The sequence below is a fragment of the Fischerella major NIES-592 genome (assembly GCF_001904645.1).
Taxonomy (GTDB): Bacteria; Cyanobacteriota; Cyanobacteriia; order Cyanobacteriales; family Nostocaceae; genus Fischerella; species Fischerella thermalis.
The window spans coordinates 171,856-184,249 of sequence record NZ_MRCA01000005.1 but is presented as its reverse complement, the minus strand read 5'-3'; the positions used below and the strand labels follow the sequence as shown (position 1 = coordinate 184,249).

The window sequence follows — 12,394 nt, the reverse complement described above, 5'->3', positions numbered from 1 at the left end:
GCATATTTACTGAGGTTAACTAACATAGAAGCAAGGAAACTCGTAGGTTTCCCATTGGGCAATTAAGCAAATTATTGCTAAGTTGTACCAGGTCGCCTGTATCAATAATCATCAGAAACGACAAGGGATAATTGAGCATGACGCAACAAAAGCGAGCGTTGATTACTGGTATTACCGGTCAAGATGGTTCCTACCTAAGTGAATTTTTACTTGAACAAGGTTACGAAGTTCATGGCATTATTCGCCGGACTTCCACCTTCAACACAGACCGCATTGATCATATTTATGAAGACCCTCATAAAGAGGGAGTGCGGTTATTTCTTCACTATGGGGATCTAACAGACGGTACTACACTGCGCCGCATCTTAGAAGAAGTCCAGCCAACAGAAATTTACAATTTGGGCGCTCAATCCCATGTAAGGGTCAGCTTTGATGCACCAGAGTATACAGTTGATGCAGTGGGAATGGGAACACTGCGTCTTTTAGAAGCAATCCGCGACTATCAAGGCCGTACAGGTATTCAGGTGCGCTTCTACCAGGCTGGCTCTTCAGAAATGTTTGGTTTGGTACAAGAAGTACCCCAAAAGGAAACTACGCCTTTTTATCCCCGCAGTCCCTATGCCTGTGCTAAGGTTTATGCCCACTGGCAAACGGTAAACTACCGGGAATCTTACGGCTTATTCGCGTGTAACGGTATTCTGTTTAATCATGAATCACCTAGACGGGGTGAAACCTTTGTCACACGTAAAATAACGATGGCAGTGGCCCGCATTTTTGCTGGTAGACAGAAAAAACTATATATGGGTAATCTGGATGCCAAGCGGGATTGGGGTTATGCCAAAGATTACGTCAAAGCAATGTGGATGATGTTGCAGCAAGACGAACCTGACGACTATGTAATTGCCACTGGGGAAACCCATACAGTCCGAGAGTTCCTAGAACTGGCGTTTGGTTATGTAAATCTCAATTGGCAAGATTATGTGGAATTTGACCCACGCTATCTCCGTCCAGCAGAAGTAGATTTGTTGATAGGTGATCCGACAAAAGCGCAACAAAAATTGGGCTGGAAGCCTTCAGTAACATTTGAGGAACTAGTTTCGTTAATGGTGGAAGCAGACTTACAAGCTTTAGGTTTGACTTCTCCCAACGCGAAATTAGCAAACGCAATTATGGATAATGCCATGATTCGTCAAGAAGTAGGGGTGCTGCATCTGTGAACAAGATCCACGAGGACAAAAGATGAATGCCTTGGAACTCAAAGATAAACGCATTCTTGTAACTGGAGGTACTGGTTTTCTGGGACGTCAGGTAGTCAACCAGTTATACAAAGCTGGAGCCAACCCAGAAAAAATTACATTACCGCGATCGCGTGATTGTGATTTACGCCTGATGGAAAACTGCCAGCGTGCAGTTGATCAACAAGATATTGTCATTCACTTAGCAGCCCATGTCGGCGGTATTGGTCTCAATCGAGAAAAACCCGCCGAGTTATTTTACGACAACTTGATGATGGGAACCCAGCTAATTCATGCTGCCTATCAAGCTGGTGTAGAAAAATTCGTTTGTGTGGGTACTATTTGCGCCTATCCCAAATTTACCCCAGTGCCATTCAAAGAGGATGACCTATGGAATGGCTACCCAGAGGAAACTAATGCTCCCTACGGCATAGCCAAAAAAGCCCTTTTAGTCCAACTGCAAGCTTATCGCCAACAGTATGGCTTTAACGGCATTTATCTTTTGCCAGTGAATTTGTACGGTCCAGAAGATAACTTTGATCCCAGAAGTTCCCATGTTATCCCAGCTTTAATTCGCAAAGTTTACGAAGCCCAAATTAAGGGAGAAAAGCAAATCCCTGTTTGGGGTGACGGTAGTCCTACCCGCGAGTTTCTCTATTCAGAAGATGCAGCGCGGGGTATTGTCATGGGTACGCAATACTATAACGACCCAGAACCCGTGAACCTGGGAACTGGTTACGAAATCTCCATTCGTGACTTGATTAACTTAATTTGTGAATTGATGGGGTACGAAGGTGAAATTGTTTGGGAAACCGACAAACCTAACGGTCAACCCCGCCGTTGTTTAGATATCGAAAGGGCAAAACAAACCTTTGGTTTTGCTGCTCAGGTGGATTTCAAGCAAGGGTTGAAAAATACCATTGAATGGTGGCGTCAAAACGCTGCGTAAGTTCAGTCTGAGTTGAATTAAGCATAATAGAACCACCAAGACACTAAGACACAAAGAATTTTGCCTTGGTGTCTTTGTGGTTATTTTTTATAAATTACGTCTAATGTGAATTAACAAAGGCGCTAATAGATCATGGGAAATACTCAACAAACCAATGACCACCCAACCACCCATGAAAGATCCATCTGTGTTTATCGGTGTGTATCGGTGGTCGATTTCTAAAAAAACGTTTTTTACCAGGCGCAAGGAATATTGCGTCTCCATATTCAATTCACATCAGGCGTAAATTATTTAATGGATAAAACACAGTTACGCCGATCGCTTCTTAAACAACGTGAATCAATGTCAGTCGCACAATGGAAACAAAAAAGCGATCGCATTTGCACTAACCTTTTAAGTTCACCACAGTTTACCCAGGCAAAAACAGTACTTGCTTATTTCAGCTTTCGTCAAGAACCTGATTTAAGTCCCTTATGGGAAAATACCCCTACCAAAATATGGGGAATGCCTCGCTGTGTGGGTGATTCCTTATTCTGGCATCAATGGACACCCAATGAGGCAGTAGAAATTGGGTGTTATGGCATTCCGGAACCTTATGCAAACGCTCCAATTATAAGCTATGAGCAAGTAGATTTAATCCTTGTACCTTGTGTTGCCTGTAACCAACAAGGCTATCGCTTGGGCTACGGTGGGGGATATTACGATCGCTTGCTTGCTGCACCTGAGTGGGCAAATAAATCTGCTATTGGCATTGTCTTTGATTTTGCTTATTTACCCGAATTACCAATAGACTCGTGGGACAAACCTTTACATGCTGTTTGTACAGAAACAAAGTTAGTTGTTGGTTGTTAGTGGTTAGTGGTTAGTTGTTGGTTGTTAATTTGCTTCCTTGTCTCCCTTGTCTCCCCATCTCCCGACCTCCCCAATCCCCAATCACTTCACCCGACAGAATTTCCGTTGTTGGTCGTGTTCTGGATCTTGCCAAGAATAAGCAAAATGACTTACCCCTGTTAGTTGGGTAGCAAATGGTCTTATTGCTTGCATTTGTGTGTCTAGTGATGGGCGACCGTTAACATTCTTACCCCATTGACCAGCGATCGCAGGAATTACCTTAGTACCTGGTTTAGCCATGCTTAAAACTCGTTGTACTTGTGCTGCGATACAAGTGGCATTGCCGCAGTTTGCATAAGACATCGGATGCCATTCTAAGGAACTGGGAAACCGATCCCAAGGCTGTAAGCGAGAATCATAACCTTTTCCGACAGTTTGGTTACCATCAGGGAAAAATACTACCCCTGCGGGAATACCAAGCTTTTGGGCTGGGTAAGCAGCTAGATTGACAAAATCCAGAATACCCTGCATGGCGTGGGCAACAGAGAGCTGCCATAATTCTGATTGGAGGATTGGTTGTCTTTGTACGGGAGGAATTACCGCAGCGACAGCTTTTTGTCCTATTGGTGATGGTGGTTCTATTGGTGGCGGTGGCGGTGGTGTACGCCCTTGCCACATTGGTTCTCCTTCTTGGGGGTAGAGTTTATCAACTTCACTGATATCTCCTGCTGTCACGTATCCTTTACTCAAAAAGCGGCGAATTAATTCTAAGCCTTTATTATTTTGCGCCCGTTGAAATAACGCTTGTTGAGTAGCTTCACTATATAACCACAAATCTGTAACTTTAGTGGCTATAGAATCAGCCCCTGCTTGTCGTGGATAGCGTACATAATCAAACAGTATTCCATCGGGACGACGGCGTAAAATTTCTTGTACCATCTGGTAATAGTCACGCTTTGCTTGTAGGTTGTAGGGGTCAATAAATACTTGAGAAGCGTCATCTACAACATATAAGCTCGTTTGACCTTTGCCATTGCGAGCGATCGCTCCTTCTCTGTCACGACGCTGGGCATATGTATAGCCAAAATTAGTCGTAAACATCCAGGCGTAGACTTTTAAACCCCGTTCTTGTCCTTTTTGAATTGCCCTCAATAGTAAATCAGTATTTTCTGCCCCTGGTGTGCGAATTACAGAAGGCCATACTGTAGGATTATTGGCTGCTGGTAATAATACCTGTCCATCGTAAAATGCTTCCAAATAAACTTGGTTATAGCCCCGATTGACTATTCGATCCATGATTCTGTCGATTTCGCCCGGCTGAATGTCGCAGGGATACAAACGCAACCAGATTGCTTGCACTTGTGGCCAGTTGCGATTTCGGCATTCTTGTACAGCTTGTTTGTGTTGGCGTACAAGTTCTTGGTACTGGTTTTGCGCTTGTTGATCGCCTTGCAGTGCTGACAAACGTAATTTTTCTTTTGCTTGCGCTTGTGCTGCTGATATTTGGCAATATTGGTTGACTTCCTGTGCTTGTGCAGACTGATTGCCAAAATATGACATCAGCATACTACTGCTGAAAATCGCAGCGAAAAGACGCCGCCAAAAGAATATTGGTTTTGCAACATTCAGGGGACGGTTAAACATAACTTAGCAATAAAATGACAAAATAATCATTTGTCCCAAATTTCAGATGATTTGGGAAAAGTGTATAAAATTCCAAGCTTAGTTCTGAGGCTTTGCAGCCTAGTTTTGACTGACTCTCAAAACCTCATTTCTGTTGCCGCATTTTTGATTTAGTTGAGTGATCAAAAATTATCACATTAAGTCCCAATGATGTTCCTAGTAGCTTGATCATTAATATCAATACAGTGACATTTCAATATTTCTTGGATAAGCACACTTAATTTTCATCTGTGTCTGGGAAAAGGTGAAGGAGTAGGAGTGTTATTTCCATCCTTTGCCCTTTTCCCTTTCTCCTTTAACTGAGAAGTACTAAGTGGCATCACAGAGATCACTATGCATCAAGTTTAACAATAGTTAAGTTTCAAGAGTCAATTGTCAATGTACCCCAATAAAAACTCTTGACTCTTGAACAGCAGTCGCTACCTTGACAAATCTCTGTATCAAAACTCGTTTTCATCTCCTGGCAAAAACCTAGAGACTCTCAACGGTTTCTCTGTAACAGACAATTACGCCCCACGCTGTAGTGACATTTCGACCTGCTTAAATTCCATTTCTAGACGATCTTTGAGCTTTTTCGGTATAGGACGATTGGGATAGGAACTGTAGTGTCCAGCAAGGGAATTAAGGGCAGTTCGCATGGTTGTAAAAGAACCCAAACCTGCCACAGAATTATCCCGTTGATAACGAGCTGCAAAAGTATTTATTTGTTGACGCGCTTGTGCTTGCGCTGCTGCTTTTTCTGGTGAATCGTCTGGTAACTCTAGGGTATGTCTTAAAGTATTGAGTACAGTCAATGTGTCCTGGCGATAATCGCCAGACAAACCATCTGGACTACCGGAACAACCCATTAGGCCAATAGCTACAACTAAGACCAGAGCAAGCAGACGTGACCAATAGCGCTTCATAATCATTGATGTGAAACTATACGTAAATCAACGTCCATACTATCCTGGATTGGTATCATGGGGATCATTCTGGATCTGGGGAGAGTGTTGTTCAGTTATCAGTTTCAGTTATCAGTGAGCAAATTCTATTACTCACTGCGGCTGCTAGTGTTCACTGTTCACTGATTCCTAACAACTAACCACTAACCACTAACTTTGTGATAAAGAGTATCCCGTTGTTGATAAGGTCTTCCCAGAGAAGCGATCGCACTTTGCAAGGTTTCAACTTCCATGCATGTACCCCCAATGGCTCCTGCCATTGTGGTTATGTGTTCTTCCATTAATGTACCACCAATATCGTTACAGCCCCAATTTAGAGCTGCAATTGCTCCTGGAAGACCCAATTTGACCCAACTTGGTTGATGGTTAGGAATCCAATTTCCTAAAAAAATCCTCGCGACGGCGGTAAGTAAAAGTGCGTCTTTTAACACAGGCTGATCGCGACCGACACGTCGGCGTAGGGGTTTGGGTGCTTCTTGTCCAACAAATGGTAGTAAAATAAACTCGGTAATTCGGGCTGGATATTCTTTATTGACAGCAGTTTTTTGGAGCGATCGCAATTTTTCTAAATGCTGAATTTGTTGTGTTGGATTCTCTATATGTCCCGACAGCATGGTGCTAGTGGTATGTAAACCCAATTTATGAGCTGTACTCACAATTTCTAACCAAGTTGCTGTGTCAATCTTTTCAGGACATAGGATGCGTCGTACTTCATCATCTAATACTTCAGCTGCTGTTCCTGGCATTGAATCCACACCAGCATCTCGTAAAGCAGCAATTACCTCAGCATAACTAAGTCCATCGGTTCTAGCGATGAACTGTACTTCTTGAGGAGAAAAAGCGTGTAGATGCAGATGAGGAAATTCCTGTTTGATAGTTTTTACCAATTTGAGGTAGTAAGACAAAGATTTACCATTAATTTGTGCTGCTGGATTTAACCCACCTTGCATACAAATTTCCGTTGCGCCGCGCTTGACAGCATCTTTTGTTTTTTCCAAAATTGCTGTCCAATCTAACCAATATGCACCTTCGTCACCTGCATCTCGTCGGAAAGCGCAGAAACTACAGTGCTGTTCGCAGATATTAGTAAAGTTGATATTACGATTGATCACATAGGTAACTGTGTCGCCTGCTTGGCGGTGACGCAGTTTGTCTGCTGTTGTGCAAATAGCAGCAATTGAACTTGCATCAGACTGTTGTAATAATACCAATCCCTCTTCAGGAGATAAGTCGTATCCCATCAAGGCACGGTCAAGAATCATTTCTACTGTGCTATCTATCACCTTATGTATCGCTTTTCTCAAAGACTAGATTGATTGGAAATTGACTATCATACATAATAAAATTTTACTTTCTGATAAAACACAAGCTATGCCAGTAGAAGACTTATGATAGCAAATGAAATTTTTATCTCTAATTAAATCGCCGTAATACAAATTTTATGTGTTGCCGATAAAAAAATTACCTTAATTGAATTAAAAATACTTATTTTATCTCCTCTCCAATACAAATTTCATTGCTAAAAACTTGGCAAGCATTGTTTTGAATGCAAAAATTCAATTGTTTTTTTTTACAAGGCTATTGATAATATTTTGTGTTATCTATATCCTCATAAAATCCGCATTTTAGTAAACTACTATAACTGGACGCACAGTCTAAAACCTTGGCGTTCTTGGCGTCTTGGTGGTTCAATCAATTTGTCAATTTCTGTCTCAGTCCTAATTATCAATAACTCAAAGCTTAATTTTTTCAAATCCAATTAGATATTATATAATAGCTGCTAATTAAAATAGTATAAATTGACTTAAATGAAAATTTAAACAAATATAAACAATCTTACTCATACAAGAAAGAGTAATATAAACGACATAAGCTCCCTCACTAAATGCTAATGTTGCTGCTTTTTAATAATCTCTCCTTTGCTGAATGAATATAAATCAAACGAGTTCATTATTACCAGTTCCATCAGGGACATTACAGATACCAGAATCACCTTCTCAAGAATTAGTATGGTTTTCGTTGATTATTCCGACTTACAACGAAGCTGCTAATATCGAAAAAATCATCCAAAGATTAACTAAATTGTTGGATGAGCGGATTCCTGGAAACTACGAATTGATAGTAGTAGATGATAATAGTCCTGATGGTACATGGCAGATAGCACAATCTTTGATGCAACAATACCCGCAATTACAAGTGATGCGGCGTCAGGATGAGAGGGGTCTTTCCTCAGCAGTGATTCGGGGTTGGCAAGTAGCAAAAGGAACTCTTTTAGGGGTGATAGATGGCGACCTACAACATCCACCCCATGTGCTGCTACAACTATTAGATGCAATTGTCAAAGGGGCTGATTTAGCAGTTGCTAGTCGCCATATAGATGGTGGGGGAGTCTCCAGTTGGAGTTTAATCAGGCGTTTTTTGTCTCGTGGCGCTCAAGTGTTAGGATTGATTATTCTGCCCAGCGTAGTTGGTCGAGTTTCAGACCCCATGAGTGGTTATTTTCTGGTGCGTCGCCACAGCATAGCGAACGTCACTCTCAATCCCGTAGGATACAAAATATTGCTGGAGGTGATCGGGCGTGGTCAAATCAAGCAAATCGCCGAAGTTGGTTACGTCTTTTGCGAACGTAAACAAGGTGAGAGTAAAGTTACTTGGAAGCAATATCTAGAATACATTCATCATTTATTGCGGTTACGGCTTTCCACTGGACACATTGGGAAATTTAGTCAAAACTTCCCAGTCGGTCGATTCGTGCGTTTTGGTTTAGTAGGACTGAGTGGAGTGTTTGTAGATATGGCGGTGCTTTACTTACTCAGTGATCCAACTACCTTAGGATTACCCCTAACTCGCAGTAAAATTATTGCTGGTGAAATTGCGATTTTTAATAATTTCTTGTGGAATGATGCTTGGACTTTTGCTGATGTGGCGATGCAACAGAAGTCGTGGCGTCAGCGCTGCAAGCGGTTTTTGAAATTCAACATTATTTGTTTGGCGGGGTTGGTGTTAAATGTGTTGGTGTTGAATTTGGTATTTAATTTCCTGATTCGCAACCGCTATGTTGCTAACTTGATTGCGATCGCTATTGCTACTGTTTGGAATTTTTGGGTGAACCTCAAACTCAGTTGGCGTGTTACCCAAGTTAAATAGTTGTTTGGGGAATTGAAGCAACTAAGTGTGTGTGACCAGTAGTATGTACTTGGTCATATTATGTATGCTTGCAGGTTATCAAGAGGATCTTGCTTACATTCACGATGTCGGTTTTGGTGCTTTCTCAAGTGAATCTGCACCAGGCTTATTGGAAATTTTGCATCAAAAAGGTATAAATAAGGGTCTAGTAGTTGATTTAGGGTGTGGCAGTGGTATCTGGGCAAAAGCACTCACCCAAGCTGGTTATGATGTTTTAGGGGTTCTGAAATTTTAGAACAATTGCAAAGAGTTGGCTTTCAAGTCAGAGTTATTCATGGATATGGAGAATTCAAATTCAGTCAAGCCCAAGTCGGATTTATCGCAACGAAAGCATAAATTCAGTCTAGGTGATGTTGAATTTAGTAGGATGTTCAGTTGAACTTTAATTTAAAATTTTACGTCTGATACTTAAATTCAATATTAATGTGATGGCGGCTCCAGCATATCCCCGTTGGTTTCACCCCTGTTTGCTCTTGGTTTGGCTGTTGATCGGTATGGGTTTACGCTTAACCAATTTGACGGCAAAACCTCCTTGGACAGATGAATTTTCTACTTTAGTATTTAGTCTGGGAAATAGTTTTTTGCCAGTACCGTTAAATCAACCGATCGCAATCGATGCTTTATTACAACCCCTGCAACCCCAAAGCAGCGCAACAATTCAAGATGTCTTAACGCATTTATTCAGTGAAAGCAATCATCCACCTTTGTACTTTGTGCTAACTCACCTGTGGCTGAAGTTGTTTCCCACACAAGCAGAGCTAGTTTCATTATGGGGAGCGCGATCGCTTGCTGCTATTTTTGGAGCAATATCTATTCCTGCGATTTATGGTTTAAGTTGGCTGGCTTTTCGTTCTCGTCTGGTGAGTCATTTAGCTGCTGCGTTCATGGCAATTTCACCCTATGGTATCTTTTTAGCTCAAGAAGCTCGTCACTATACTTTAGCTATTTTGTGGGTAATTGCTTCTCTGGCTTGCCTAGTAGTTGCTACACATCACATTCAAAAACGCACTCAGTTACCCATTTGGCTAGTTTTGGCTTGGATTGGAATTAATGCTTTGGGTGTTGCAACTCATTATTTTTTTGTGCTCACCCTAGTTACTGAAGCCGTTGTGCTAATTTTTCTAGCTTATCAACAGTGGAGACCAACAGACAGATCGCCACACAGACAGGTCGCCAAAGAAGATTACATAAGGAATTCCCCCCCACCTCCCCTACCCTACGGGAAGCCGCTTGCGCGTCTACACCCCACCTCCCTTTTCTCCCCCCCCTGGAAAGGCATTTATGCTGTTGCTATTGGTACTTTTATAGCAGGTATAGTTTGGATACCAGCATTTTTACATAATGCTTATGGTGACAAATTAACAGATTGGATTCAGGGCGATCGCATTGGCATTGCTTGGATTAGTCCGATTTTTCAAGCTATGGCAGCATGGATTACGATGATTTCTTTGCTACCAGTGGAATCACCACAGAGCCCAGTAGTAATTGCTTCTGGGTTAGTAATGATTATCTTCTTTATTTGGGCAATACCAATTTTGTTTAATGGCTTTAGAACTCAGCTAGAAAAACCACAAAGCCGGATCATCACCCAAGTGTTTGCTGGTGTAGTTGTAGCGGCGATCGCTTTGTTCTTTTGCTTCACTTATTTTCTTGGTATTGATCTGACCAGAGGTGCTCGTTATAACTTTGTATATTTTCCTGCGGTAGTGGTATTAATCGGGGCAAGTCTGGCAATTAGTTGGAATACTCTCCGAGAAAAAATAGTCAGGTGGGGGGTAACAGGAAAAATGTCTGTGATCATTATTTGGGTAATGGGTTTTATCAGTGCTATTACAGTTGTTTGTAATTTAGGTTATCAAAAATATTACCGCCCAGACTTGTTTGTAGAACTGATGCAAAATACATCTAAAGTACCAGTCCTAATCGCTACTACCCAAAAAACTCATGTACAAATTGGTGAAATGATGGGAGTCGCCAGAGAATTTAAGTTTCATAATTCTCATTCCCTCTCTGCAAAATTCCTCTTAGCCCATAAAGACAAAAAAACTAATGCTTCTAATACTCTCCAAAATGTTTTAAAAAGCCTACCCCGTCCCCTTGACTTATGGTTAGTAAACTTTCATGCTGCTGAACCAGAAGCAATCAAAAATTGTGTTTCCGACACCCAAAATTTACCAGCAGTAAATGGTTACAAATACAAAATTTATCACTGTAATTCATAACTCATAATTCACACCTAATGTGAATTAAAACTATGGCAACAATCCTATTTTTGAAGTCGAACACAGATGCACATCAAGGCATTGCTGAATCAAGATATGAATTTACAATTCACGGATATGTAGAGACGTAGCAATGCTACGTCTCTACAAAAATGTATACAAACATAATTCATGACCAGATTCAGCAACGCCCACATCAATAATCTATCTGTGTTCATCTGTGTTCCATGAGTGTTCGTTAATCAAAATCAACTGGGAAATTGCCAAAAAACCTGATGTTACCTCTTTAATTCACATCAGACGTAATTCATAATTCATAATTTCTTCGGTACACCCACCGAAGACAAACCAGCGATCGCTCGTAAGTTTTGGCAACGAATTAATTCATAAAAAGTTAATGCACTACGTCCTTCTATTTTGGCGACAGTCTCAATCGCAGATAATAAATGTTGCGCCGCTTCAACTTCTGAGTAACCACGACGTTGGGCTATGTTGATAGCAGCTTCATCAGCGTTTAACTCGGATTGTTGAGAACGGTTGATAGCTGTAATCCGATATATAGCCAGAGTAGTCAATCCACCAGCAACAACAACACCCACTGGATCTGTTTGTGAGAATTCTACCAATGCGCCTAATATTCCAGCTACGGCTACACCTTGATAAATATCTGGTTTAAACCACCTTACCCCTGTTAGCCAGCAAACTGTGCGCAATATGATCAAATCCCGTTGCTGTTTCGGCAACCGACACCACAAATCGAAGTTAATATATATTGGTCGCTCGCGGTTCCAAGGCAAAGGAAAGGAAACATCAATTACTTTTGCCTGTTGGGGTTTACTCAGAATTTTGGTCATGATACGACCAGAGGCAGGCATAATATCAAACAAACGACGAATTTCAGGGGTTGGCTCCATAAGACTAGGGATCAAGGACCGGGAATAGGAATCGGGGATTGGGATTTCCTCAGCCGTGAACTACCATCGGCTTGTATGATTTTTTTGGTATATGCTTAGGATATTTACATACCTAGTCTAATAAAAGTTCTTATTGCCTTGACTTTTGACCAATGATCAATAACAAATGACCATAGATGCTTTTGCTCCTATCCCACCTGAATGGACTAATAAAGCAATTCACGCTCGTGAGTTTTGCTGTCCGACATGCCACTCTAGCAGTCTCGAAGCTACACAAGTGTGGATTAATCGCCGTTCGCCCGTAATTACAGAAGAATACCGTCGCAAGTGGCAAGAATTTTACCACTGTCAATGTGGTTGTGTCTGGTGGGCTTGGAGTAGCGATCGCCCACCATCCAATTTTACTAGTCAATAGTCTTTGGTTAATTGT

General features: G+C 41.5%; 12 protein-coding genes. 7 read left to right on the top strand and 5 right to left on the bottom strand.

The genetic code is table 11. From position 1 onward, the window contains the following. The first annotated feature begins 137 nt into the window (after positions 1 to 137). Together gmd and NIES592_RS11610 are read left to right on the top strand one after the other, a co-directional pair. Positions 138 to 1,217 carry a GDP-mannose 4,6-dehydratase gene (gene gmd, locus NIES592_RS11615; protein WP_073555803.1) on the top strand — a complete coding sequence of 360 codons (1,080 nt, stop codon included), beginning with the start codon at positions 138 to 140 and terminating at the stop codon, positions 1,215 to 1,217. 22 nt (positions 1,218 to 1,239) lie between these two features. Further along, positions 1,240 to 2,184, top strand: a complete 945-nt coding sequence (locus NIES592_RS11610; protein WP_062246485.1) for a GDP-L-fucose synthase family protein — start codon at positions 1,240 to 1,242, stop codon at positions 2,182 to 2,184. Positions 2,185 to 2,271: 87 nt separating this feature from the next. Here NIES592_RS11610 and NIES592_RS25110 read toward each other — a convergent pair whose 3' ends face one another. Then, positions 2,272 to 2,448, bottom strand: coding sequence for a hypothetical protein (locus NIES592_RS25110; RefSeq protein WP_178379529.1), 177 nt, complete (start codon positions 2,446 to 2,448; stop codon positions 2,272 to 2,274). 30 nt (positions 2,449 to 2,478) lie between these two features. Between NIES592_RS25110 and NIES592_RS11605 the strand changes: the two genes are divergently transcribed. Further along, positions 2,479 to 3,036: a 5-formyltetrahydrofolate cyclo-ligase gene (locus tag NIES592_RS11605; RefSeq protein WP_062246483.1), complete on the top strand. Its 558-nt coding sequence runs from the start codon at positions 2,479 to 2,481 to the stop codon at positions 3,034 to 3,036. Positions 3,037 to 3,117: 81 nt separating this feature from the next. Here the strand turns inward: NIES592_RS11605 and NIES592_RS11600 are convergent, their stop codons facing one another. The 3 genes from NIES592_RS11600 to cofH form a co-directional block, all read right to left on the bottom strand. Beyond that, entirely contained in the window at positions 3,118 to 4,659 is a 1,542-nt protein-coding gene (locus tag NIES592_RS11600; RefSeq protein WP_178379528.1) for a family 10 glycosylhydrolase, read from the bottom strand. Between the two features lie 545 nt (positions 4,660 to 5,204). Beyond that, the gene (gene psb27, locus NIES592_RS11595; protein ID WP_062246481.1) at positions 5,205 to 5,603 is read right to left on the bottom strand and encodes a photosystem II protein Psb27; all 399 of its coding nucleotides are present in this window, start codon (positions 5,601 to 5,603) and stop codon (positions 5,205 to 5,207) included. 182 nt (positions 5,604 to 5,785) lie between these two features. Next, the gene (gene cofH, locus NIES592_RS11590; RefSeq protein ID WP_062246480.1) at positions 5,786 to 6,925 is read right to left on the bottom strand and encodes a 7,8-didemethyl-8-hydroxy-5-deazariboflavin synthase subunit CofH; all 1,140 of its coding nucleotides are present in this window, start codon (positions 6,923 to 6,925) and stop codon (positions 5,786 to 5,788) included. 643 nt (positions 6,926 to 7,568) lie between these two features. Between cofH and NIES592_RS11585 the strand changes: the two genes are divergently transcribed. From NIES592_RS11585 to NIES592_RS11575, 3 genes are all read left to right on the top strand, one after another. Beyond that, entirely contained in the window at positions 7,569 to 8,789 is a 1,221-nt protein-coding gene (locus NIES592_RS11585; RefSeq protein WP_073555802.1) for a glycosyltransferase, read from the top strand. Between the two features lie 64 nt (positions 8,790 to 8,853). Further along, a complete protein-coding gene (locus NIES592_RS25865) occupies positions 8,854 to 9,063 on the top strand; it encodes a class I SAM-dependent methyltransferase (protein ID WP_256678117.1) in 210 nt (69 codons plus the stop codon). Positions 9,064 to 9,256: 193 nt separating this feature from the next. Beyond that, positions 9,257 to 11,050 (top strand): glycosyltransferase family 39 protein, encoded by a 1,794-nt coding sequence (locus NIES592_RS11575; protein WP_073555801.1) that lies wholly within the window; start codon positions 9,257 to 9,259, stop codon positions 11,048 to 11,050. A gap of 314 nt (positions 11,051 to 11,364) precedes the next feature. Here the strand turns inward: NIES592_RS11575 and NIES592_RS11570 are convergent, their stop codons facing one another. Beyond that, the gene (locus tag NIES592_RS11570) at positions 11,365 to 11,964 is read right to left on the bottom strand and encodes a DUF3318 domain-containing protein (RefSeq protein WP_009453998.1); all 600 of its coding nucleotides are present in this window, start codon (positions 11,962 to 11,964) and stop codon (positions 11,365 to 11,367) included. A 166-nt stretch (positions 11,965 to 12,130) separates the two neighbouring features. Between NIES592_RS11570 and NIES592_RS11565 the strand changes: the two genes are divergently transcribed. Beyond that, on the top strand, positions 12,131 to 12,379 hold the full coding sequence (locus NIES592_RS11565) for a hypothetical protein (RefSeq protein WP_009454004.1): 249 nt from the start codon (positions 12,131 to 12,133) through the stop codon (positions 12,377 to 12,379). Positions 12,380 to 12,394 lie beyond the last annotated feature (15 nt).

What these genes read in the sequence shown, in the direction of transcription:
- gmd (WP_073555803.1), top strand. Translation starts at nt 138, where the DNA reads ATGACGCAACAAAAGCGAGCGTTGATTACTGGTATTACCGGTCAAGAT.
- NIES592_RS11610 (WP_062246485.1), top strand. Translation starts at nt 1,240, where the DNA reads ATGAATGCCTTGGAACTCAAAGATAAACGCATTCTTGTAACTGGAGGT.
- NIES592_RS25110 (WP_178379529.1), bottom strand. Translation starts at nt 2,448, where the DNA reads ATGGAGACGCAATATTCCTTGCGCCTGGTAAAAAACGTTTTTTTAGAA.
- NIES592_RS11605 (WP_062246483.1), top strand. Translation starts at nt 2,479, where the DNA reads ATGGATAAAACACAGTTACGCCGATCGCTTCTTAAACAACGTGAATCA.
- NIES592_RS11600 (WP_178379528.1), bottom strand. Translation starts at nt 4,659, where the DNA reads ATGTTTAACCGTCCCCTGAATGTTGCAAAACCAATATTCTTTTGGCGG.
- psb27 (WP_062246481.1), bottom strand. Translation starts at nt 5,603, where the DNA reads ATGAAGCGCTATTGGTCACGTCTGCTTGCTCTGGTCTTAGTTGTAGCT.
- NIES592_RS11585 (WP_073555802.1), top strand. Translation starts at nt 7,569, where the DNA reads ATGAATATAAATCAAACGAGTTCATTATTACCAGTTCCATCAGGGACA.
- NIES592_RS25865 (WP_256678117.1), top strand. Translation starts at nt 8,854, where the DNA reads ATGCTTGCAGGTTATCAAGAGGATCTTGCTTACATTCACGATGTCGGT.
- NIES592_RS11575 (WP_073555801.1), top strand. Translation starts at nt 9,257, where the DNA reads ATGGCGGCTCCAGCATATCCCCGTTGGTTTCACCCCTGTTTGCTCTTG.
- NIES592_RS11570 (WP_009453998.1), bottom strand. Translation starts at nt 11,964, where the DNA reads ATGGAGCCAACCCCTGAAATTCGTCGTTTGTTTGATATTATGCCTGCC.
- NIES592_RS11565 (WP_009454004.1), top strand. Translation starts at nt 12,131, where the DNA reads ATGACCATAGATGCTTTTGCTCCTATCCCACCTGAATGGACTAATAAA.